17 protein-coding genes are annotated in these 23,690 nt (G+C 52.1%); 6 read left to right on the top strand and 11 right to left on the bottom strand.

Features of this window, described 5'->3' with window-relative positions; genetic code table 11:
- The first annotated feature begins 17 nt into the window (after positions 1-17).
- Positions 18-1,586, top strand: a complete 1,569-nt coding sequence (locus tag RHH81_RS09860; RefSeq protein WP_310742988.1) for a trypsin-like peptidase domain-containing protein — start codon at positions 18-20, stop codon at positions 1,584-1,586.
- Here RHH81_RS09860 and RHH81_RS09855 read toward each other — a convergent pair.
- From RHH81_RS09855 to rseP, 5 genes are all read right to left on the bottom strand, one after another.
- A complete protein-coding gene (locus RHH81_RS09855; RefSeq protein ID WP_310742987.1) occupies positions 1,583-2,896 on the bottom strand; it encodes a hypothetical protein in 1,314 nt (437 codons plus the stop codon). The two genes, RHH81_RS09860 and RHH81_RS09855, sit on opposite strands and share 4 nt — an antisense overlap.
- A 62-nt stretch (positions 2,897-2,958) precedes the next feature.
- Positions 2,959-3,717 (bottom strand): hydroxyacylglutathione hydrolase, encoded by a 759-nt coding sequence (gene gloB, locus RHH81_RS09850; RefSeq protein WP_310743552.1) that lies wholly within the window; start codon positions 3,715-3,717, stop codon positions 2,959-2,961.
- Entirely contained in the window at positions 3,714-4,343 is a 630-nt protein-coding gene (locus tag RHH81_RS09845; protein WP_302678195.1) for a Uma2 family endonuclease, read from the bottom strand. The genes gloB and RHH81_RS09845 overlap by 4 nt, the downstream gene beginning before the upstream one ends.
- Before the next feature lie 10 nt (positions 4,344-4,353).
- Positions 4,354-5,022 (bottom strand): endonuclease III, encoded by a 669-nt coding sequence (gene nth / locus RHH81_RS09840; protein ID WP_206200023.1) that lies wholly within the window; start codon positions 5,020-5,022, stop codon positions 4,354-4,356.
- Positions 5,023-5,030: 8 nt separating this feature from the next.
- Entirely contained in the window at positions 5,031-6,137 is a 1,107-nt protein-coding gene (gene rseP, locus RHH81_RS09835) for an RIP metalloprotease RseP (RefSeq protein WP_310742986.1), read from the bottom strand.
- A gap of 235 nt (positions 6,138-6,372) precedes the next feature.
- Here rseP and accD point away from each other — a divergent pair, with 235 nt between their 5' ends.
- From accD to RHH81_RS09820, 3 genes are all read left to right on the top strand, one after another.
- Positions 6,373-7,296: an acetyl-CoA carboxylase, carboxyltransferase subunit beta gene (gene accD / locus RHH81_RS09830; RefSeq protein ID WP_310742985.1), complete on the top strand. Its 924-nt coding sequence runs from the start codon at positions 6,373-6,375 to the stop codon at positions 7,294-7,296.
- Between the two features lie 119 nt (positions 7,297-7,415).
- A complete protein-coding gene (locus RHH81_RS09825) occupies positions 7,416-9,275 on the top strand; it encodes a serine/threonine phosphatase (protein ID WP_310742984.1) in 1,860 nt (619 codons plus the stop codon).
- 110 nt (positions 9,276-9,385) lie between these two features.
- Positions 9,386-13,648 carry a CHAT domain-containing protein gene (locus RHH81_RS09820; protein WP_310742983.1) on the top strand — a complete coding sequence of 1,421 codons (4,263 nt, stop codon included), beginning with the start codon at positions 9,386-9,388 and terminating at the stop codon, positions 13,646-13,648.
- A 7-nt stretch (positions 13,649-13,655) separates the two neighbouring features.
- Here the strand turns inward: RHH81_RS09820 and hemC are convergent, their stop codons facing one another.
- Together hemC and RHH81_RS09810 are read right to left on the bottom strand one after the other, a co-directional pair.
- Positions 13,656-14,618, bottom strand: coding sequence for a hydroxymethylbilane synthase (gene hemC, locus RHH81_RS09815; RefSeq protein ID WP_206200018.1), 963 nt, complete (start codon positions 14,616-14,618; stop codon positions 13,656-13,658).
- Between the two features lie 64 nt (positions 14,619-14,682).
- The gene (locus RHH81_RS09810) at positions 14,683-16,026 is read right to left on the bottom strand and encodes a TIGR03279 family radical SAM protein (RefSeq protein WP_206200017.1); all 1,344 of its coding nucleotides are present in this window, start codon (positions 16,024-16,026) and stop codon (positions 14,683-14,685) included.
- A gap of 144 nt (positions 16,027-16,170) precedes the next feature.
- Here RHH81_RS09810 and psb35 point away from each other — a divergent pair, with 144 nt between their 5' ends.
- Together psb35 and RHH81_RS09800 are read left to right on the top strand one after the other, a co-directional pair.
- Positions 16,171-16,416, top strand: a complete 246-nt coding sequence (psb35, locus tag RHH81_RS09805) for a photosystem II assembly protein Psb35 (RefSeq protein WP_315862889.1) — start codon at positions 16,171-16,173, stop codon at positions 16,414-16,416.
- On the top strand, positions 16,413-18,029 hold the full coding sequence (locus tag RHH81_RS09800) for a cyclic peptide export ABC transporter (RefSeq protein WP_310742982.1): 1,617 nt from the start codon (positions 16,413-16,415) through the stop codon (positions 18,027-18,029). The genes psb35 and RHH81_RS09800 overlap by 4 nt, the downstream gene beginning before the upstream one ends.
- On the opposite strand, the gene ntcA is transcribed toward RHH81_RS09800, so the two are convergent.
- From ntcA to RHH81_RS09780, 4 genes are all read right to left on the bottom strand, one after another.
- Entirely contained in the window at positions 18,026-18,691 is a 666-nt protein-coding gene (gene ntcA / locus RHH81_RS09795) for a global nitrogen regulator NtcA (protein ID WP_190278317.1), read from the bottom strand. The two genes, RHH81_RS09800 and ntcA, sit on opposite strands and share 4 nt — an antisense overlap.
- Positions 18,692-18,865: 174 nt before the next feature.
- The gene (locus RHH81_RS09790) at positions 18,866-19,510 is read right to left on the bottom strand and encodes a DUF2834 domain-containing protein (RefSeq protein ID WP_310742981.1); all 645 of its coding nucleotides are present in this window, start codon (positions 19,508-19,510) and stop codon (positions 18,866-18,868) included.
- 6 nt (positions 19,511-19,516) lie between these two features.
- Positions 19,517-20,179, bottom strand: coding sequence for a hypothetical protein (locus tag RHH81_RS09785; protein ID WP_310453745.1), 663 nt, complete (start codon positions 20,177-20,179; stop codon positions 19,517-19,519).
- A gap of 367 nt (positions 20,180-20,546) precedes the next feature.
- Positions 20,547-23,273, bottom strand: a complete 2,727-nt coding sequence (locus RHH81_RS09780) for an MGH1-like glycoside hydrolase domain-containing protein (RefSeq protein ID WP_206200013.1) — start codon at positions 23,271-23,273, stop codon at positions 20,547-20,549.
- Positions 23,274-23,690: the final 417 nt, after the last annotated feature.

The raw sequence follows: 23,690 nt of genomic DNA, 5'->3' as shown, positions 1-23,690 counted from the left end.
TGCTTGGAGGCATCCCGATGGGGCGCTGGCACAGTTGGTCATTGGTAGGAATGGCGATCGCCACCGTCCATATTGCTCAGCCTTTTCCGGCTCAAGGGGTGAGCGTTACAGAAGTTGCCCGCATTGCCAAAAATATCACTGTGCTCATTGAAGGTACCAACAGCCATGGCTCAGGTATCCTATTGCAGCGCAAGGGCAGTACCTACGTTATCCTCACCGCCTACCATGTGGTTGAAAAGGCCGGCCAGTACACGGTGAAAACGGTTGATGGTCAGCGCTATGCCATGCAACCCAACTCCATTCGTCGCTTGCCCGGTGTTGATCTGGCCACGCTGGAAATTGAAAGCAACCGCGATTACACCCTTGCCACACTGGGAAACGCCGTAGAGGCAGTGGAGGGCATGCCCGTTTTTGTGGCTGGTTTTCCTGCTCAGGAGGCCTCGGTTCTGGGGGGCATTTACCAATTTACCGAGGGGCGGTTGACGGCCAATGCCTCGCGTCCGATTCAAGATGGCTATGCCTTGGTCTATAGCAATCCCACCTTGCCGGGGATGAGTGGCGGCCCTGTCCTCGATGAAAATGGCCGTTTAATTGGGGTTCATGGCAGTGCCGATATTGCTTCTACCCTTGTGCAGGAGGGCAGTGGCTCCAGTACTGTCTTTGTGAAACGCGGCTTTAATCTCGGCATTCCCATCAATACCTACTTGAGTTTGACCACACCGTCGCGGGAAACCACGGCTCTGCCTGCCCCGACCCCCCTGAAGGCAGCGGACTATTTCCTCGCCGCTGAGGAGCACTTCCAACGCAAGAATTTTGCCGCCGCCATTGACAACTATAGCCAGGCGATCGCCCTTAATCCTAACTACAGTGAAGCCTATCTGGGGCGGGCCGTGGCGCAAATGTTTGCCCTTGTGCCTCACCAAGACTTTAATCAGCTCGGTGAAGAACTGGGAACCAAGTACCTGAGTCGTCTGACCCAAGGCAACCCTATTCTCAAGGATGCCTTTCCCCCCCACCCGCCCACCCCCATGCTGGATACGTTTGTCCGCAATATGGCTGAACGCCCCGGCACGATTCAGCAGGACATTGCCAAGGCGATCGCCCTCAATCCCCAGTACACCGAAGCCTATGGCATCCGTAGCTTTTTGAATTTGCTCCTCGGCAACTTTGGTACTGCCGTTGCGGATAGCGATCGCGCCCTTGCCCTCAGTCCCAACAACAGCGATCTGCAAATGATTCAATCCTTGGCGTTGTTTCTCAGTGGCGATTTTCGCCGCAGTATCCCCGTGTTTGATCGTCTCATTACCGCCAATCCCAAGAGCACCGACTATCATTTGCTGCGGGGAATTGCGGCTTTTCTCATGGGAGACTATGCCCTCAGTCGCCCCAGTTGGACAGCCTTGACGCAACTTACCCCCAAAGATCCCATCCCCTTTGCGGTGCGGGGTGTAACGTATCTCCTTGAACAGAACCCCAAAGCGAGCCTACCGGATCTGCGCCAAGCCGCTGAACTCTATCGCCAACAGGGGAATATGCAGTCCTACAACGAAATGATGGAGGCAATTCGTCAGATTGAGAACCGCTAGCGTTGCCACTGCTGCAAGAGCCAACGACCGAAACGAATCAGGTGTTCTTCAATCCAGAGAAACAGGCGATCGCACCACAGCAGGAGGCGTTCAAACCAGTGGAGTTCATAGCCAATCAGGGCAGCATCCACATCAAGAATTAACTGCTCTGGATTTGGAGGGACACTGGTGGCCGCAGTTTCTGAGGGTGGCGAATGGGCTAGGGAATCAGAGCGACTGCCTAGGCTAAGAAGGGTCTCCACGGGAGAAAAGACTGGCAAAGGATCCGTAGCCGCCAATAGCGGTGAATTTACGGCTGCCACCACTGGAGGTTGGAATCCCCCTAGCCAATAGGAGAGTTGACTCAGCCAGTCTGGGAAGGGCAGCTTGAAGGGGTTGAGATGGCGTTCAATCCAAGCCAGAACTTGCGCCTGTTGGGCAGGGGTGAGGGTATAAAGAATCTCGTTATCGCTGCCGATGAGCACCATCTGCTGGGTTTCTAGAAGGGTGGCAATCCCCTGCACCCGCACTTGGGACAGCGTATTTTTGCGGCCGAAGGGAAGGCGCGATCGCAACCAATGGAAGACAGCGGCTAGGGGAGACACTGGGGGTAGGACTAAATCCCCTTCACTAGCACCTGTTAACTGAAGTTGCCCTAGAAAATTGCCCACCAAACAGGACGGTGGGTTAGAGCCTGCTTTGAGCGATCGCTGCTGCCAACCCCAGAGCCAGTGATGCCGTCGCCGATACCACTGCCGAAGGTGCTGATAGTACACTGCCAAGGCATAGGCAATGCGTTGCTCAATTTGCCGCTGTTCTGTGGCGGTGAAGATTTTCAAGGGACGGGCAGCCTCATCCACAAGCAATAGGGATTTTGCGGCGCGATCGCAGGCAAGGTAAAAGGGCTGCCGCTGTGCCAAAGGTGCATCCTGTGGTGGTAACGTCTTGGACTGGGGTTGAAACCAGCGTTGCACACTAGCAATCCAGCGCTGCCACCAAGGAAGTGGACGGGCAATGGGGGCGATCGCCACCACCCAAGAGTCATCCTCCCCTTTCGTCAGGGAGAGGGCAGACATCACGGTTAGCAGTGCTTCATCGGCAGGGGGTGCCGCTGTGGGTTGCGCTAGGAGGCGTTGACGCATTCGAGAGACGCTGCCCATGAGTTGGGGGAGTCCCCGCTGCCAAACCTGTGCCAGAATGGCGCCAATCACTTGCAGCGTGCCACTGAGGCTGCTTTCAATTTGCCATAGTTGGCGTTGCCAGTGTTGCTGCCAACGGTGCCATTGCTGTTGCCAAAAGCTCAAGAAGCGACTCTGATAGGAAACTGCCATCGCAGCTTTGGGGGTAGAGGAATATAAAACTAGATTAGCGTTCTGAGGTGCTCAATAGGCACCTAGTATTGATCCCGTTTACCCCGCAACCGTGTAAAGGTTTGGAGGGGTGTGGTTGCCCCCACTGCTGCTTGAATGGTGCTGACTTCACAGCGTAAAAAAGGATTCGTTGCCTTTTCAACGCCAATCGTACTGGGAATCGTGCTTTTTCCTTGGGCGCGATCGCGACAGACTTGAGCATAGCGCTCTTGCAGGGCAGGATTATTGGCATCCACTGTCAGGGCAAAGCTGAGGTTCTTTTGGGTATATTCGTGGGCGCACCAGACCCGCGTTTGCTCCGGCAATTGCCGCAGTTGATTCAAAGACTCCAACATCTGTGCCGGTGTCCCCTCAAAAAGACGACCACAGCCACCGCCAAAGAGGGTATCACCGCAAAACAGATCGCCCGTTGCTGGCTCATAGTAGGCAATGTGACCGCGGGTATGGCCGGGAACAAACAGCACCTCAAAAGCATGTTCGCCAAAGGGCACGCGATCGCCGGCACTAAGAAAAACCGTTTGCTCTGGAATGCGGCCTTGATCTTCGCGGCTGCCATAGACTTCGATATTGGGGAAGCGCGATCGCAGGGCACGATTGGCCCCCACATGATCCCAGTGGTGGTGGGTATTGAAGATTGCCGTCAGTGTTGCTCCCAATTCCGCTAATTTGGCAAGAACAGGTTCTGGCTCTGCCGGATCCACCACTGCCGCTGTCGCCGTTTGCGGATCATGGAGCAAAAAAATGTAGTTATCTGTAAGGGCATTGAGGCGATAAATCATCATGGCCGTTGTTCCTGTACCCAGCGTCGCCAATTTTTCTCTGCCTCTACCTCATCCATTTTGGCCTCTGCCAAGAAGCGATAAAGGCATTCCTTGGGCACCCATGGAAACAAAGGGGAGCGATCGCACCCCTGATAGCATCCGTCCCACAACTGGAAAATTTGCCATTCCCGACCATTGTACCGCCATAGCTCCGGTACCCCCAAGGCCGCATACAGCTGGTTTTTATCGATATCGGTATGGGTCATGTCCACCTCAATCACTAAATCAGGCGGTGGATCAATGCTCAGATCAATGCTGCGGCCAGCCACCTGTGGTTGATGGTGGATGTAATAGGCATTATCTGGTTCTGCTCCTCGCTTCAGATCCGGTCGCCACAGGGTTGTTGAGCGCAGCGATCGCAGCCGCAGTCCTGTTTCCACCACCAGAATGCGCAAAAATAGACCCATTAGCTCACTGGCAAACTCATGCTCTTCAAGGGGCATCGTAATTTCAAGGATTCCGCGATCAAATATCAAGTGGGCAGCACGGGTTTGCGGCAGGGCATTAAGAATCTCTTGGTACTGCTGCCAAGTGAGGCCGTGGAGCGTGACACGCTGTTCGCCCGTAGTTGTGGTTAGGGTTTTCATGGCAAATCCCCTATGACTTTGGTATCAGCTTCCCACCTGTGGCACACAAATCAATGAGTTCACAGCCTTCGCACTGGGGTTGGCGCGCTTGGCAAACGGCGCGGCCATGGTAAATCAAGCGAATTGACCAGTTTTCCCAATCGGGCTGGGGAATCAGGCGCATTAAGTCCCGCTCAATTTTCACGGGATCCGTTTCTTGGGTCAGCCCCAGCCGCCGGCTCAGCCGCTTGACATGGGTATCCACCGTCACTCCCCCCAAAATGCCGTAGCCATGGGCAAGAACCACATTGGCTGTTTTGCGAGCTACCCCCGGCAGTGAAAGCAAATCTTCCATCACCTTGGGCACTTGACCCCCATAGACTTCGACAATGCGGCGGCAGGCGCCTTGGATATGGCGGGCTTTGTTGCGATAAAAACCAGTGGACTTGATGTACTGTTCTAGCTCAGCCAAATCAGCCATGGCAAAGTCCTCGGCATCGCGATAGCGAGCAAACAGCGCCGGTGTGACTTGATTCACCCGCTCATCCGTACATTGGGCAGAGAGAATCGTGGCTACCAGCAGTTGCAGCGGATTGGCAAAGTTGAGGCTACAGGTGGCATCCGGATAGAGGCGTTTGAGGCGGGTGAGAATTTCCAAGGCCCGTTGTTGCTTGGCGGAGAGGCGACGGGTAATAGCCATAGGTGGACTTAAAAGAGTTGCTGCACCCAGCCCAAGCCCGTGAGGTTCACGGTGTCCCGCACGATGAGGAACATCCCCAGTCCAAGGAGCAACACCAGCCCCGTTTGCATGACGCCCTCTTGAATGCGATTGGGTAAGGGACGACCCCGCAGCGCTTCCACCAGTAAAAAGAGCAGTTGACCGCCGTCAAGGGCTGGAAAGGGCAGAATATTAATAATTGCAAGGTTAATACTGATCAAGGCGGTAAAGGTAAAGAGCTGTTCAGCATTGGAGCGGGCAATATCCGCGCCCATCGCTACGATCGCCACCGGTCCAGAGACCTGTTGAGCCGCTTGATCAAAATGCTGGAAAAGTTCGCGAAACCCCTCTAGGGTCAGCACAATCACCCGCTGAAACTCCGCCGCAGCCGCCGTGACTAATTTAATCGGGTTTAAGGTGTGTTCACGGTGAATGTCGGCATGGGGGGCTAATTGAACGCCAATCCGGGCTTGACCATCCTCACTCACCTCTGGCGTGACGGTAATCTCTTGGATGTGTCCTTGACGTTGAATCGTCAGTGTCAGGGGTTGCTGCGGATGCTGCTGAATGGCTCGCATCAGGTTTGGTAAGCTATTGGCATCGGCACCCAAGGGTTGGCCATCCACCGCTAACACCAAGTCCCCCGGTTGAATGCCCGCTTTGGTGGCCACAAGGCTACTTTCCGGGACAAGGGCGGGAATGAGGACACCCTCATAGTAGGTGGCCTGACTAATGCCCATGACGCCCACTTGCACCAGCAGTAGCAAATAGGCAAAGACCAAGTTGGCAATCACCCCCGCGCTGATGACAATGGCGCGATCCAAAATCGGCCGGTTGCTCAGGAGATTGGGATCGTTGGCGGGAACGCTGCTATTGGGGTCATCGTCTGGGAATCCCACATAGCCCCCTAGGGGAACTAGGCGCAGGGCATACTCGGTATCCTTGCCTTGAAACTTCCAGAGGATGGGGCCAAAGCCGATGGAAAAGCGGTTGACATGAATGCCTTGGCTGCGGGCAGCGATAAAGTGCCCCCACTCATGGACAAAAATCAAGATTCCTAGGATGGCGATCGCCACCACGACTGCAACCATGGACATAGATTCAACCCAGTGCTACGCTGCGAATTGTTAACTCACTTTTATTGTGACACCGAACTTCCCCTTGGATCGGTGATCTCGCCACAGCCCCTTGCATCATTTCTCAAACTTGTGCGATATATTGCAAAAATGCAACAAAGTGGGATGATAAGTAATTATTCTTAGTGGACGCTCCTGAGAGAGACCCATACAAACGTGCTATTTGAGACCTCAACGTTAAAGGGAATTTTCTACAATGTCTTTATTTGATTGGTTTGCAAATCGCCGTAAAGAAACCGCCTTGACCCCCATGCAGCCAGAGCGGGAGATCGCCGATGGTCTCTGGACAAAGTGCGAAGCCTGTGGCGTCATGATCTACAGCAAGGATCTGCATAGCCATCAACTGGTGTGCCCAGAGTGCGGCCATCACCATCGCGTCAGCAGTAGTGAGCGTATCCAACAACTGATTGACCCCCACACATGGCGCCCCCTCGATGAAAATTTGGTCAGTTGTGACCCCTTACAATTCAAGGATCGCAAGCTGTATAGCGATCGCCTGCGGGAATATCAAGAGAAAACCGGTCTCAAGGATGCCGTACAAACCGGCCTCGGCCAACTCGAGGGTCTGCCAGTTGCCTTGGGGGTGATGGACTTTGCCTTCATGGGCGGTAGCATGGGCAGCGTGGTCGGCGAGAAAATCACCCGCCTGATTGAACGGGCCACTTGGGAGCAGATTCCCCTTGTGATTGTCTGTGCCTCTGGCGGTGCCCGCATGCAAGAAGGGATGCTCAGCTTGGTACAAATGGCGAAAACGGCTGCTGCCCTCGAACGGCATCGCAGTGCAGGTCTGCTATATATCCCCGTCTTGACCCATCCCACTGCTGGGGGCGTGACGGCTAGCTTTGCCATGTTAGGGGATATTATCATTGCCGAGCCAAAAGCAACGATCGCCTTTGCGGGGCGGCGGGTTATTGAGCAAACGCTGCGGGAAAAACTCCCCGATGACTTCCAAACCGCCGAATTTGTCCAGAAATGCGGCTTTGTGGATGTGATTGTGCCGCGGACTCACCTGAAGTCAACTTTGGCACAGTTAATTCGTTTACATCAACCGGTGACGCGTCATGTTTCCTCGACCCTGCTGCCCAAATCATTTCCTGTGATGGCAATGGCTGAGGAATAACAGCAGCAACCCCCAGATCAAGGGTTGTCCTAGGGCGATCGCTATACAATAGGGGATACCGCTCCCACACCGCAAGGGGTGGTCGTCACTGTGCTGTCTTTGCTGGCTCACCTGCTCTAATGCCTACCGCTCAAACTGATCAAAACCTCAAACTTTGGTGGGGCGTTCTCTATCCTGCCTATACCGATCACCCCATTTTGGCTGTCTCCAACCGTAACTCTGAGGGCACTGTGTTTGAGCAGGACACCAATCCTCCCAATGCCGCTGTCTTTTTTGACCCCCAGCACCGCTACCAACGCTGGGATCACCGTTACGCCTGTGATTTGCCCCAACTGGTGCAGGATCTACAGCCTGAGAAACCGACGCTCTTAGAAGCCCTCCGCGAAACGGCTCAGGATTGGGCACAGGGGTTAAACATTCTCGACCCCAGTGTGGTCATTCCCCATTTGCAAGCTCAATACCCTGACCTCAGTGCGGTGGCGATCGCCTACCTTGCCTTGCACCTTGTCTATCCCGAAACCATTCCAGCCATTCACGATGCGTGGCTAGATACCGTTTCCACAAGCAACTTACCGGCCAACTACTGCCACGGCATTATTCTCGACTACGATCACACAGCGCGCCCTCTGCAAGATGTCTGGCAAGACGACAACATTTCCGATGAGCAAATTTTCCAGTACCTAGAGGACATGATTGAGCTGTGGAAGACTCTAGAACCGTGGCACTGCCATTATTCCTTGCTCACAGTTAGGAATTTAGCCGTCAACCCTGACGATCAATTGCGGCTGCATCAACTGGACTTCACCTTGCCCCTAGTGAAAACCTTTGAGCGACCCACGCCACCCCCCAGCCTCGTTACTGTTTGGGAAGAGTTATTTCGCCATGCCTCTAGTCGTCGTCAAGCCGTTTTTATGCCGCTCTTGGTCTCCTTGAGCACGGCTCCTCTAGAGAAAATCTCAGAAATTCAGATGTTGCTCGACTCTCTCGCCTCCACCCTGCGCAGTGAACCCCTGCCAGACTTTGAGGAGGAGACAGGTGAAAGTACGGGTGACTTGATTAATGAACTGCCAGACATCACCCTCTCATCAGAATCACCAGAAGAGGATCATACCGCTATTGAGGATGCACCCACTGCCCTCTTACCGCGGCAACTGGTTCAAGTGGATGTTGCTGCCCAGACAGACACCGGGCGCGATCGCCACCACAACGAGGATTTTTACCTGATTGATCATCGGCAGCAAGTGCGTCTCACCCCCCAGGGGCAGCAGTTGGATGTTCAGGGACTATACGTGCTCTGTGACGGCATGGGGGGGCATGCAGAAGGTGAAATTGCCAGTTCCCTTGCCACTAAAACTGTTCATGAATACTTCGAGCAGACTTGGCCGTGGCAGGGAGAACTGCCGAGTGCGGAGGAAGTACGCAACGCTATTTACCGTGCCAATGAAGTCATTTTTGCCACTAATGATCAAAAAGGGAAAACCGGCAGTGGTCGCATGGGGACCACGCTTGTCATGGCTCTACTGCATAACTACCACCTACGCCTTGGCCATGTCGGTGATAGTCGCATTTACCGCTTCACCAAACGCCAAGGACTGCAACAACTCACCATTGATCACGAAGTCGGTCAACGCCTGATTCAACAAGGGGTAGAGCCTGAAATTGCCTACGGTCGTCCCGATGCCTATCAACTCACCCAAGCCCTTGGCCCCCGCAGCAATGAAGCCATTGCCCCTGAGGTTATAGACTTGGACATCGAAGAAGACACCCTGATTCTGCTTTGCTCCGATGGCCTTTCCGATAACCGCTGCCTCGAAACCCACATTATTAGCCATTTGCTGCCAATGCTGGATTTTAGTCTCCCCCTCAATCAGTCGCTTCATAAACTCATTGATATTGGAAATCAAGTCAATGGCCACGATAACTTGACGGCGATCGCCCTCCGCTTCAAATTGCGCTCTGTTCTTAACGCCCTATTTTAGACAGTATCTCCAGCAGACACTTTACCAAGTGGTACATTGCCTTGATCGCACTTAAAATAGTCCCTGAGGATAAAACTATCCTCATTAGCAAGTTTTTTACATAACGTCATATGAATTCTCGATGCTTAACAAAAGTGTTGCCCTACAGCTGGGTGATCCTGACTAGCTTGACCTCTTTTCTTGGTACACCCGCCCTTGCTGAAATTACCCCCGCTCCCAATGCCACTGGCACCACCGTAGAAACCGTCAACCATCAGTTCAACATTGGTGGCGGACAACGTTCTGCCGATGGCCAAAACCTCTTTCACCTGTTTCGTGATTTCAATGTCCAGCAGGGGCAAACCGCCAACTTTCTTTCTACCCCGCAAATTCGCAACATTCTTGCTGGCGTCAATGGTGGCAGTGCTAGTTATATCAACGGCGTGCTGCAAGTTACAGGCGGAAACAGTCATCTCTACCTCCTGAATCCTGCAGGTATTGTTTTTGGTCCGAATGCGCAGTTGAATCTACCAGCGGCATTCCATGCCTCGACAGCCCAGCGCGTTCACTTTGGCAATGGCCTCTTTGATCTCAATGGTTCAAACACCTACAGCCAACTCAATGGCTCCCCGATTGGCTTTGAATTGGCCAATAGAGGCATCCTAATTAATGAAGGCAATCTTAGGGTGAATGCTGGTCAATCCCTGACCCTGATGGCGCATCAGGTGATCAATACAGGTACCCTTGGCGCAGCAGGGGGCACGGTCAATGTTGTGGCGGTACCTGAATCAGGTCTGGTGCGCATTTCCCAAGAGGGCATGCTCCTCAGTCTAGAGATTCCCAAAGAGCGATTGCCCGCCGCAGGCATTATTCAGCCAATTGATCTCCCGACGTTACTCACAGGGGGTAATGGCTATCCTGCCGTCAATAGCGTGATTCAAAATCCAGATGGCACGATTCATTTGGTTCACGACAGTACCAAGATTCCCCTAACCACAAATACAGCAGTCATTGGCGGCACGATTGATGTGAGTCATACCACCGGCGCCGGGGGTAAAATCACCATTGCTGGCCAAGGCAGTAATATTGCTCTGATTAATGCTCAACTGAATGCTGCGGGTAATACAGGGGGCGGCACAATTCTCATTGGTGGTGACTATTTAGGGGGAACAACAGGAACTGGCCGGCTAGGCAGTAGCTTCAATGCGCAAAACCTTTTTGTTAATGCCGGTACTCTTTTGAATGCTGATGCCACCCATCAGGGCAACGGGGGCACAATTATCAATTGGGCAGAGCACAACACACGTTTCTATGGCCAGATCAGTAGCCGTGGCGGTGCGCTTGGGGGAGATGGCGGCTTTGTCGAAGTTTCTGGCAAACAGTTTCTAGATTTTCAAGGCACAGTCGATACCACTGCCCTAAATGGTAACACAGGAACATTATTACTTGATCCGACAAACATATACATCACTGACAGCATGTATGATGTCAACATTACTTCCTCTTCGCCCTTTAAAGCACTATCAAACTCTTATCCAATTTCTGTGTTAACTATAGGAACGCTGTTATCAGCACTCAATTCCACAGACGTTGTCATAACAACAGACAGTACGGCGCTAACTACTGGGAATATCTATGTAGAAACCTCAATTTCCAGCAGCTCGACAAACTCACTCACGCTACAGGCTGATAATGATATCATCATCGGCTACCCCATCTCGCTTCAGGGGAGCTTGGTATTACAAGCACAGGGAGTGATTCAAAATCAATCATCCTTCAATAATCCAATTAATATCAGTGCAGCAAACATTAGTGCCAATGCTCCCATACAAACTAATGGCGCCAATATCACCCTCCAAGCTAGTGGCAATATCTTCCTTCCTTCTAGTGGCAGTGTTCTCAGTACATCAGGTGGAAGTATTAATCTACAGAGTAGTGGAGGTACGATTTCCCTTGGAGGTTTAGTTAATGCATCTGCAGGCAGCATTCAATTCAGTGGTAACACATCTCTACTAAACTCAACGAGCTTTTCAGGGAAAAATATTACATTCAATGGCAATATCAATGGCAATCATTCTTTGAATATTGACTCAACAGGTCAAACCGTAGTTTTAGGAACAATCAACACTGCAAGTCTAAGCATCAATGCTCTTAGTAATATTCAGCTGAACAATGTCACCACTAGTTCAGGTATTAGTCTAGACTCGGCATCTAATATTACTGCTGGTAATTTGCAAGTAACTCAAAGTAGTGGTACTGTCGGCGTAGTTGCTTTTAATGACATCACTCTCGGCAACCTAATCAGTGCAGGCGGAGCGATCGCAGTCTTTTCAGGAAGCGGGGGTATTTCAACTGGCAATATCAACAGCAACGGTGGTTTTGTTTATCTTGATTCCATAACTGACATAACAACTGGCAATATCACGACTCGCGGGGGTGATTTGGCTGCTGTTGCCTACAGGGGTGCTTTAACAATAGGTAATATCAATACAGCTGGCAGTGGTGGCAATGTTACACTGTTTGCGCCTACGATTACGACGGGTGATATCTTCACCAACGGTGGTAACTTCTTAGCTTGGACTGGTGATTTCCCTATTCCAACCTCTAGAGGTACGATTGATCCAATTCCGGATGATGATTTAACACTGCCCGATCTATTCACTAATCTCCAGACAATACCCAGCGGCAACTTAACGCTGGGCCATTTGACGACTGGTGGTGGGGATGTCAACCTAAGGGGCGGCAATCTAGTTTTCAACTGGATTAATGCTGGGGCGGGCAGTGTTGATATTTATGCGCAAAATTCACTGCGTGGCTTGGGTACGTTTGTTTCCAATGGTGTACCTACCACGATATGGGGTGACTCAGTGAATATCTTTATCAACAATGCTACTCCATTTTTAGTGGGCAATTCCGAAAAGAATGGAACTGCAGGGGCAATTCAAGCCGAGGGATCGATTATTCCTGTACCTACAACGCTTTCAGGTCTTGTGGAGGTCGGAAATATTCGTTTTGAAAATACAGGTCAAAATGTTGTCGATAGGAGCTTCGTTCCTCCAGAAAAAATCAATCCTCTGTTAGAACCCCCTACACCAGCCATCTCCGATCCCCTTAAAGTACCTACCGCTCCCCCTGAAATTCTCTTGACTAGAGATATCGAGACTGCCCTAGCTAGCAATAACATCGAGGGTGCGTTGGCGTTACTCGATCTACGGGGCTGTCAAGAAGTCAGCAGTTACCTACAACGTACTTGTGATAGGCAAGATTTCTCCCTTGAGGATTTACAGGCAGCCCTCAATGAAATTGCCAAGCAAACAGGTAAAAAGCCAGCGGTCATTTATACCCTAGCCCGGCCTGACCAATTTGATCTCATCTTGGTTACCCCAGAGGGGAGGCCGCTTTATACACCCCTACAGAACGTGGGACGTGAACAGTTATTGAAAACAGTGGATACTTTGACTAACAGGGTGCGTGATCCACGCCTGATCAATACCCGTACTTATCTACCGGCGGCACAACAGCTTTACCAATGGTTGATTGCCCCCTTGCGTGCTAACTTGAATGCCCAGAGCATTGATACACTGGTCTTTGTTCTAGACAGTGGTATGCGTAGCCTTCCCTTGGCAGCGCTCCATGATGGTCAAAACTTTCTTGTAGAGCAATTTAGTACGGCGCTGGTTCCCAGTATAAGGCTCATAGATATTCGCTACCGCAGTATTCAACGGGAACCCATCTTGGCAATGGGAGCATCGGAATTCCCAGATCAGTCCCCCTTGCCGATGGCACCCCTAGAGGTAGCACAGGTTGTTAAAAACCTAGGAGGAGGCCAAGCCTTTCTCAATGAGGCCTTTACAATTGCTAATTTTAGACAACAGCGCCGTCAAGGAATCTATCCCGTGATCCATTTGGCCACTCACGCTGAGTTTCAACCGGGGGCTGCAGAAAATTCCTACATTGCTTTTAGGGATGGGCGATTGAATCTTTTGCAGTTCCAAGGCTTACAGCTTAACCGTCCCCAAGCAGAATTTTTGACCCTCAGTGCCTGCCGCACGGCGGTTGGAGATTTGGATGCAGAACTGGGGTTTGCGGGTCTGGCGGTACAGGCGGGGGCGAAGTCGGTGCTGGCCAGTTTGTGGTATGTCAGCGATGAGGGGACGTTGGCGTTGATGACCACTTTCTACGATTTGTTAAATACGGTACCCATTAAGGCCGAGGCGCTACGGCAAGCGCAGCTAGCGATGCTGCGCGGCAATATTCGCATCCAGGACAATGAACTGCAAACAATTCGTGGCCGCATCCCGTTACCCCCAGAAGTTACCCAAGGGGCTGGTCGTCGTTCCCTCGATCATCCCTACTACTGGGCTGCCTTTACCATGGTAGGGGTTCCATGGTAGGGATAAACTAACGCTCGAGACGGGCAGTAGCAAAAATCTCTTCCAAAATCTCTGAGGCTCCCTGTTCCCGGAGTTTCAGGGCAAGCTGCGTCCCTAGTGCTTCTGCACTGGCAGGCTCCCCTGTGAGAGTGTCTTTGACAAGGCGTTGGCCATCGAGACTGGCGACCAATCCTGTGAGGGTGAGTTGACCATTTTCAATCACCGTATGCACCCCAATGGGCACTTGACAGCCCCCTTCCAATTGCCGCAGGAAGGCTCGCTCTGCTAAGCAACGGGCTGCTGTTTCTGGATGTTCAAGGGTCTTGACCAAGGCTAAAATGTCGGGATCGTCGGCGCGGCATTCAATGCCCAAGGCACCCTGACCGACAGCATAGAGGGACACTGTTGCGGGTAAGACTTGGCTAATGCGATCGCCAAAGCCCAAACGCCGCAGGCCAGCTACCGCCAAAATCAAGGCATCGTATTCCCCAGCATCTAATTTGGCCAAGCGAGTATTTAGATTGCCCCGCACATCCTTAAACGTGAGATGGGGGTAGTGGTGGCGCAACTGTGCCAAGCGACGCAGTGACGAAGTACCAATGACCGTGCCTTCAGGTAGGGTATCAATGGTGTGTCCTGTCCATTTTGCACCTAAAACAAGGGCATCTGCTGGGTCTTCCCGCTCAGTAATCGCGCCTAAAACTAAACCAGCGGGCAACTTGGTGGGTAAGTCCTTGAGGGAGTGAACGGCCAAATCGGTCTCACCCCGCAGCATTGAAAGTTCTAGCTCTTTGGTAAAGAGGCCTTTATCGCCAATTTTGGCAAGGGCGACATCAAGGATATTGTCTCCTTGGGTGGTCATGGTCACCACCTCAAAGGCGCGATCGCGATGATGGGCTTGTAACTGCGCCTGTACCCATTCCGTTTGCACAAGCGCCAGTTGACTTTTGCGGGAACCAATGCGAACCGGGCGGGAGGAGGTGGCAATCATAGGGTTGAGTGTGCAGCGGACAGCATCCAGCCATTATAGGTTGCGGGGATCCCAAGGGGCAAGATCAGGCATTTTCGGGGTGAGTACAAGCAGCAATAATCGCTGCCGCGCCACCAGAGACCACTTGAATGGGGACCCCTAGCGCTTCCTCCACAGTGGCTAAAGACACATCATCGAGAAAAACGGGTTCATCGTGCTTGAGCATCAGACTGGGCAGAAGCAGGCGATCGCCCAAGGGTTTGCCCTTCAGGTGATAGATCAAATCATGGCCGGTTAATAGCCCTGTCACGGACATCTGCTGTCCCCAATAGTCGCTAGCAAGGGCATAGAGATCAAGGCGCAGGTTCTCAATTTGGTTAAGGCGAGCCACCAAGGGTGCAAAGGCCTGTTCCACGGTATTACCCACCACCCAACTCAGATGACGCGGCTGCGGTAAGCGTTGGGGAAGCTGTTGGGCGTGAAGCTCAAACTCTTCTAAAAACAGGCGAATCGTTCCCACGCCATTACTGAGTTGCGGATAGTCCTGATAGTGGGCGGCGGGGGGTAAGGGCGATCCGGCAATCAAGAACCATTCATCTGCTAGCCAAGCAAAGGGGGTTTGCCACTGCTGTTCAAACCGCTGTTGGAGTGCCTGTACCCGTTGAATCACCGCTTGGGCGTGATCAGGGGTGACGGGAATCAGTTCATCCTCAGCAGGGCGAAAGCGAGTCAGCCCCACCGGCACCACTGCCACTGAAAGCACGGTTGGCTCTTCAGGATCATAGAACTGGGCTAAATCCCGTAGTGTTTGCTCGAGGCACTCGCCGTCATTAATCCCCGGACAGACAACCACTTGGGCATGGAGTTGCAGCCGTTGCTCTTGAAACCAGCGCATCTGTTGCAGAATTTCCCCCGCCCGTGGATTTTTCAGTAGGCGTTGGCGAACACTGGCTACTGTGGCATGGACAGAGACATAGAGGGGGGAAAGGCGCAAGCGGGCAATGCGCTGCCATTCTGAGGGAAGCAGGTTCGTCAGGGTAATGTAGCTGCCGTAGAGGAAGCTGAGGCGGTAGTCGTCATCTTTGGCGTAGAGGCTTTCCCGTTTGCCGGGGGGCTGCTGATCAATAAAACAAAAGGGGCAGCGATTGTTGCACTGCATCAACCCATCAAAGAGGGCGGTGGTAAACTCCAGTCCTAAATCTTGATCAATGTCTTTTTCAATTTCGAGAACATAGGTTTGGCCGTCTTTGCCCAGTATTTCGAGGGTGAGGTATTCCTCGGCACAGAGAAACCGATAATCAATCAAATCGCGGGGGCGATCGCCATTAATGGCCACCAACGCATCACCGGGTTCAAATCCCAACTCAGCGGCAATGGAGCCGGGTTCCACAGCAGCCACAACAGCCGGGCGAAGGGCGCGATCGCTCATGGTTGATTGTTGAAAAGAGGGGGGACAGTCAGCAAAACTTCTTTATCTTGTACTGTACCTTAGGCAGCACAGCCGCTTCCAACTCTCAGGATTCTCAAAGCAACCATAGGGTTGATATAGTGGTGTTCTACATATTTCTAAAAAATGTTAACGAGGACGATGATGGGGTCATTGGGGATTAGCTTTACCGTTGGTGCAGGTAACTTTGTCCCCTTTTATGGGGTATTGCTGCTGGGTCTTGTGGCGGCCGTGAGCATTGGCCTCATTGCATGGTACAACTCGAAGCGTCCCCCCGGTTGGGAAAATGCCGATCGCCCCAGTTTTATTCCCAAGTTGAATCTCGAAGAGTCTGAGTCCAATCCCACCCCTGATGAGACAACAGATTCGTGAAGCTCTTTCGGATTCTTTTACGGGCAGCTTGGCCGACGATTGTTGCGGCAGCGATCGCTGGACTTCTCAACGGTGGCAGTACGGCTGCGCTCATTGCCCTGATGAATGCCGCCCTGCAGAAAACCCCTGCCCTCCAGCGCCTCTTACCTTGGGGATTTATTCTCCTCGGAACCCTCCTACTGCTGACCCACTTTAGCTCTCAAGTGCTCCTGGTGCGGGCTGCCCAACAGGCGGTTTATGAAATGCGCCTCTTCCTCAGCCGCCAGATTCTCGCTTCACCCCTACGCCAGTTAGAAGCCATTGGCAATCCGCAACTCCTTGCGACGCTGACAGAGGACGTGGATGCCGTTTCCCGTTCCTTTTCCGTCCTGCCCAATCTTTTTAATGCCATTGCCATTGTTATTGGCTGCCTGATTTACATGGGTTGGTTGTCGCCGCCCCTCTTTTTTGCCCTTGTGGGCTTGATTGTCGTTGGTACTGGCAGCTACTTGTTTCTAGCGGGCAGAGCACGCAAATTCCTAGAGCGGGCACGGCAGCAACAGGATCACCTTTTTCAACACTTTCGGACACTCACCGAGGGCAACAAAGAACTCAAGCTCAATCGGCAACGGCGGTTGGCCTTCTTTTATCGGGAATTGGAACCCACGGCTCAGAAAACCCGGCAGCAAAACGAGCTAGGGTACATGGTCTTTGCCATTGCTGCCAGTTGGGGGCAGTTGCTGCTGTTTGTCACCATTGGCTTCTTTCTCTTTACGCTGCCCCATTTGCTAGGAGCCACACCCACAGTTCTCTCAGGGTATGTTCTGACGATCATTTACCTCATGCTGCCGATGCAGCAGCTGATTGATGCGATTCCTGTCTTTAGCCGTGCTAGGGTTGCCCTGAAAAAAGTGGAATCTTTGCAACTCAGCCTTGGAGATCCGCACCAAAACCTCAACGATACAGGCGAACTCCCTCCCCTTGGCTGGAAAACCCTCTCTCTGCGGCAGATCTGTCATCAGTACCGCAGTGGCCACGAGGATGAACCTGCGACCTTTACCCTCGGCCCTTTGAGTTTGACCGTGCAGGCTGGGGAACTCCTTTTTATTGTCGGTGGCAATGGCAGCGGTAAATCCACCCTAGCAAAAATTATTACTGGCCTGTACATTCCCGATCAGGGAGAAATTTGGGTGGATGATCACTGTTTGCAGCCTGAGGACTACGAATGGTATCGCCAACACTTTGCCACTGTTTTTAGTGACTTTTATCTTTTTGAGTCACTGTTGGGCATTGAGTGCCCCGAACGCCTTGCAGAAGTGCCAAGTTACCTCGAAAAATTGCGCTTGAGCCACAAAGTTTGCCTAGAAGGTAACCGCTTCTCTACGACATCTCTTTCCCAAGGGGAGCGCAAGCGTTTGGGGTTGTTGATGGCCTATCTCGACAATCGCCCCGCCTACCTCTTTGATGAATGGGCAGCGGATCAAGATCCTGTGTTTCGGGAGATTTTCTACCGCCAACTCCTACCCGAGCTAAAGGCTCAGGGCAAAACGGTGTTTGTGATTAGCCATGACGATCGCTACTTTGACGTGGCCGATCGCCTGATCAAACTCGACTATGGCCAACTCGTGACCTAGGTAAACTGCTGACTGAGCATCAAGGGGTTATGCACCGTGATTTTCTTTTTGTGAATTGAGATCATTTTTTGATCCCGAAGTTCCCCGAGAAGGCGAGTTACGGTTACCCGTGTCGAACCAATGGCCTCGGCGATCGCCTGATGGGAAAGCTTCAAATCCACAGTGACTCCCGCACTCGTGGGAATCCCAAAATCACGGCAAAGAATCAGCAAAAAGCTCACCAAGCGGGATCCCATATCGCGGTGGGCAAGGGTCTCGATCATCATCTCCGTTTGCAGGATCCGCGATGACAGCCCCTGAATCATAAACATCGGCAAATCGGGATCCTCGTGCATCGCCTTTTCCACCTGTTCGATGGGAACGGCCAATAGCTCCACATTCGTAAACGCCACCGCATGGTAAAAGCGATCGGAGCGGGTGCCCGTAATCAGGGACAGCACCCCAAATACGGTATTTTCCCGCAGCAGTGCCACCGTAATTTCCTCGCCCGCTTCATACACCCGTGAGAGCTTCACTGCCCCCTTGAGGAGAAAATAGACCTTTTCCGCTGGATCTCCCGGAAAGAAAATGGTTTTGCCGCGTTCGTAAGTTTCAGTGGTGGATGGAAACAGGCCACTGGCCATGTGGCGAAAGACGGGTGCTAAGGGTTGATCTTTATTCATGAGTCGTGTGTCAATCCAAGGTGGTTTAACTGGTGGTGTGGCGATCGCATAGGGTGCTGTCGGCATTGATATCCCCCCAACAATGCAACTCTCTCAACGCCAGCGAATCTTGCTCTGGGTGAAGAGTTCAGCATTGACAGATTAGTAAAACCAATTCAGGGGCATTTTTTTGTATCATGCCACACTTTTTTTCGAGAGAATTAAGGGCGGACGCAAAAGCAAGTACCCTAATGCTCCCAAGAGGGGGACAAGGCTCCACCAGCGCCACGGTGACTTTTCCAGTCCTCGCCGTTGCCAGTCATCCACTAGTAGCACCGGCAAGAGCAACGACAGGAGGCAAAAGTCTAGGCTCATCACATGAATAAAGCGGCTGGTTTGCCACTGCTGCCAAAAGTCTGGCCAATTACCGCCAACCAAGCCATAGCCAAGAAAGCCCACAGCCAATAAACCAATGACAACGGCAGTGAGCCGTGATTCCCAAAGGCGTACCCCCCGATTGAGTTCTCCGCTAAAGATCGGTGCTGGCTGGCGCAGGATGAAGTAAGGTAACAGGGCAAACGCACCCACGGCAAAACTAAAAGCCGCAAATGGCCACGCGGGAAATCGCTGTTCTTGACCATCCACCACCAGTAATGCGGTATAAATCAGTGGCCAGACGCCCATCAAATTAAAAAGACTGACAATGAGGGGGTTAATGCCTTGCCAGTCTCCCGTTGCTAGCCGTTGAATAAGTGTCAGTGTTTGCGGTTGATCGGGGGGGGCAAAACCAAAGCTATAGACAATCAATCCCAGCCACAGAACCGCAAAGAAAATCCGCATACCGCCCTAAGCTAAAACCGTTTCGGGTACCCCCGCTTTTTGCAGTTGCTTCGTAAATTGCGGCAGCACTCGCTGGCACTGGCGGATAAAGGCCTCTAGCCAACCTTGCAAGTGCTCTAGCTGCTCCTCACTGAGAAACACATCGCGGCTGGACTGGTAGGATTGACAAACCACACGACCATCATTGGTCACTGTAAAGTCAGCAAACCAACTGCTGTAGGGACGAGTCCCCCGCCAATAGTTGGCCACAATCATCTTGCCAAGGTATTTCTGGGCGATATCGCCAATTTTGTTAAAGTGTTCTAGCACTTCCGCCAAGGTGAGGACTTTTGCTGCGGCGCCTTTTGTTTCTTCAAGCTGCGGCAGGGTAATGTCTGTCAGTTCTTCGCGAGGCTGTCCCCCCAGACCCATGAGGGCAAAGAGTTTTTGTTCCAGATTGGCGAGGTAGCTATTGTAGGTTTGGCCGTTGCGGCTCAGGGTTTGGTGCATCCGCACAATGAGATCAATTTCTGCCAACTTAGTTGCCGCCAAGGATTCTAGGCGTGCCAATTGATCGGCAAAGGCTTGACTGTCACTTTCGGCACCACTTACGGTCAACCCAAGGGATTCAGCACGCTTTGCAAGGAGACGGCGAATGTAATAGCGGGTCATGGGTGTGAGCGACATCATCTGAACCTCAAATGCAGCCAATGTGGAACACGAGTGGAATGTGAACTTTTGTAAATTAGCTTAACATGTCTCTTGCTGTATTGCAAAATGTAAGCATTATACTTGCTGAAGCAGATTCCAGCAGCAGTAGAAACTAACTTTAGGCAAAAGTGTGTTCATTCCTCCTATCTCTTTATCAATGTAGAAGATGGAGGGTGCTGTTTGGCCAGTAATTTCACGGAAATTTACTTGTACGTTGGCAAACTTAATAGAACTAAAATCAGCTAGGATTACTGAGTTTTAGACTTTTGTAGGGGTGGCCAAGTCTTGACCTAAAAAAGGGGGCGATCTCCCCCCTATCACAATACGCTTCAGCCTTAATCAGGTGCTAGCTGGCGCTGACCAACTCCGCTAAGCGTTTCGAGACCACAGCCAAGTGTCCTTTCTCCAGTACCTCATCGGCGTCGAGAACATTGAGTCCCATGATGATCCGTGCAATCAGACCCGTCCAGCCGGTTTGGTGACTCGCACCTAGTCCTGCGCCATTATCCCCATGGAAGTATTCATAAAACAGAATTAGATCACGCCAGTGGGGATCGCTTTGGAATTTTTCGGTGCCACCATAGACCGGTCGCCGCCCCGATTCATCCTTGAGGAAGATACTGGCCAAGCGGCGGGCAATTTCTGCCGAGACCTCCCAGAGGTTGAGCCAGCGGCCTGAACCGGTGGGGCATTCCACCGTAAACTCGTTGCCGTAATAGCCATACATTTTGCGGAGGGCTTGCACCAAAAGGGCATTCACGGGCATCCAAATGGGGCCACGCCAGTTGGAGTTACCGCCAAAGAGGCCGGTGGTGGATTCACCGGGTTCATAGCTAACGCGATAGGCCTCGCGGCCGAGTTGGAAAATATAGGGGTGATCGTAGTGGTAGCGGGAGAGGGCACGGATGCCATAGTCACTGAGGAATTCACTCTCATCCAACATGCGGGTGAGAATCCGCCGTAGTTTGGCCTCGTTGACGGGCGAGAGCAACCGCCGTTTTTTTACACCCGGGCGATCGATGGGGTTAATGTTGGCCAAAAGCTCAGGGTGGCGGGCATTAAAGGCAGCAATGCGTTCCCTAAAGGTGGGTAGGGAGTCCAGCAACTCTTCCGAGAAAATGGCAGTGGCACACAGGGGCAGCAATCCCACCATCGAGCGTACCTTCAGGCGCTGGGCACGACCATCGGGCAGTCGCAGCAGGTCATAGTAAAAGCCATCTTTGTCATCCCAGAGTTCATCTTTCTGGACACCAATGCGATCCATCGCTCCGGCAATGTAAACGAAGTGCTCATAGAATTTGCAGGCAATATCCTCATAAACGGGATTGTGCTGTGCTAGCTCCAGCGCCATAGAGAGCATATCGAGGGCAAACATTGCCACCCAAGCCGTACCATCCGCCTGCTCAAGAACACCACCCGTGGGTAGGGGCGCACTGCGATCAAAGACGCCAATATTGTCTAAACCAAGGAAGCCACCCTCCATGACGTTGTTGCCGAGGGAATCTTTGCGGTTGACCCACCACGTAAAGTTGAGCATGAGCTTGTGGAAGACACTCTCAAGGAAAGCCAAATCGCCTTCGCCTTTTTTCATGGCTTTGTCCAAGAGATAGATTTGCCACGTGGCAATCCCATGCACAGGCGGATTCACATCACCAAAGTTCCATTCGTAGGCGGGAATTTGACCGTTGGGGTGCAGATACAGTTCATTCACCATCAGCTTAAGCTGCTCTTTGGCGAAGTCGATATCCATCAGAGCTAAGGGCGAGCAGTGGAAGGCCAAGTCCCAAGCGGCAAACCAAGGATATTCCCACTTGTCGGGCATGGAGATAATGTCGGCGCTTTCAAGGTGGAACCACGATTTGTTGCGGGTAACGATGCGCTCTTCCACATCGGGGGGCAGCGCTTTATCTTCCAGCCACTGCTTGACAGGGTAGTAGTAGTACTGCTTTGTCCACATCATGCCGGCAAAGGCTTGACGAACCACATTGCGCTGATCAGCCGTGCAGTCACTGGGGATGAGGTGATCAAAGAAGAGATCCGCTTCGGTGCGGGCTTGGTTGAGGCGATCGCTAAAGGCATTGCCAAAGCTGAGGGGGCTACTTTTGGCAGATGCTAGGCGTAGTTGAATGATCTCAACCCCTTGGGCGGCAACTGTGACTTGATAGTGGGCAGCCACCTTGGTGCCGACTTTGTCGGGGTTGACGGCATTTTGCTCACCATTGATCAGGTAGCGGTGAAAGGCATCCTTAACGTAGGGCGAGGCATTGGGCTGGCCAAAGAGCCGCTCAAAGTTGGTTTCATTCTCGGTGAAGAGGAAGGGCACCGGGCGATCGCTCACAAATTCATACTCTCCTAGCTCCCCATGGCGTGCCCGCACCAGTGTCGCATCCATTTGCTTCAGTTCTGGTTTGGCGAGAACCTTGTCCGGTGTCCAACTCCACGTATTGCGGTACCAGAGGGTGGGCAGAACGTGCAAATGGGCAGCTTCGTTGCCGCGATTGTGAATGCTGATTTGAATCAAAATGTCATTGGGAGCCGCTTTGGCATATTCGATGAAGACATCAAAGTAGCGATCGCCCTCAAAGACCCCTGTATCCAAGAGTTCATACTCCATTTCAAAGCGGCTGCGGTGGCGGTTGGTCATCACCAGATCAATGTAGGGATAGGCAGCTTGGGGATACTTGTAGAGGTATTTCATGTAGGAATGGGTGGGCGTACTGTCGAGGTAAAAGTAATACTCTTTAACGTCCTCCCCATGATTGCCTTCATTGTTGGTTAAGCCAAAAAGCCGTTCCTTGAGAATTGGATCGTTGCCATTCCAAAGAGCCAAGGCAAAACAAAGCCGTTGCTGTGCATCACAAATGCCACCGAGGCCATCTTCACCCCAACGGTAGGCGCGCGATCGCGCTTGATCATGGGAAAAATACTCCCAAGCATTGCCGTCGGCGGAATAGTCTTCCCGTACAGTGCCCCACTGCCGCTCGCTCAAGTAAGGTCCCCAAAATTTCCAAGGGTTGGCTTGGCCATGAACTTGATTGAGTCGTTCCAGTTCAGGATTGACAGGAGAAGCCATTTTTAACCTCGCTTGTTATCTCAAAAATTCCATAAAGGCCTACAAACTTATATGAACTTAAGCGAAAACTCTTATAAATAAAAAAAATAAAAAGAGATAAAGAGCTTAAGCTCATAGATTTTGAGTATAAGCAAAATATCCTAAACTCCAAGAAAGGAAACATTAAGGCTTAGTAATCTGCTAGGGCAGATATAGCCCTTTCCTGAACTAGGGGGACATCTGGGAATCCAATCCGCTACAGTAGGAGTTGTCGCAGTGTTGAGCGTCTTCGTGAAAGAGGTAGTACCCGACCCAGATTTTGCTTGACCTGATGCGCGGCAAGCCCCGGCATTCATGTCGGCGGCGAAGGATAGTGCGGATGGCGGCGGCATCCTAATCATGGTATTGCCACTGAAACCCAAGGTGGCCTACGGCAGG

The organism is Thermosynechococcus sp. PKX95 (assembly GCF_031583295.1).
Taxonomy (GTDB): domain Bacteria; phylum Cyanobacteriota; class Cyanobacteriia; order Thermosynechococcales; family Thermosynechococcaceae; genus Thermosynechococcus.
This window is presented reverse-complemented; position numbering and strand designations above follow the sequence as displayed.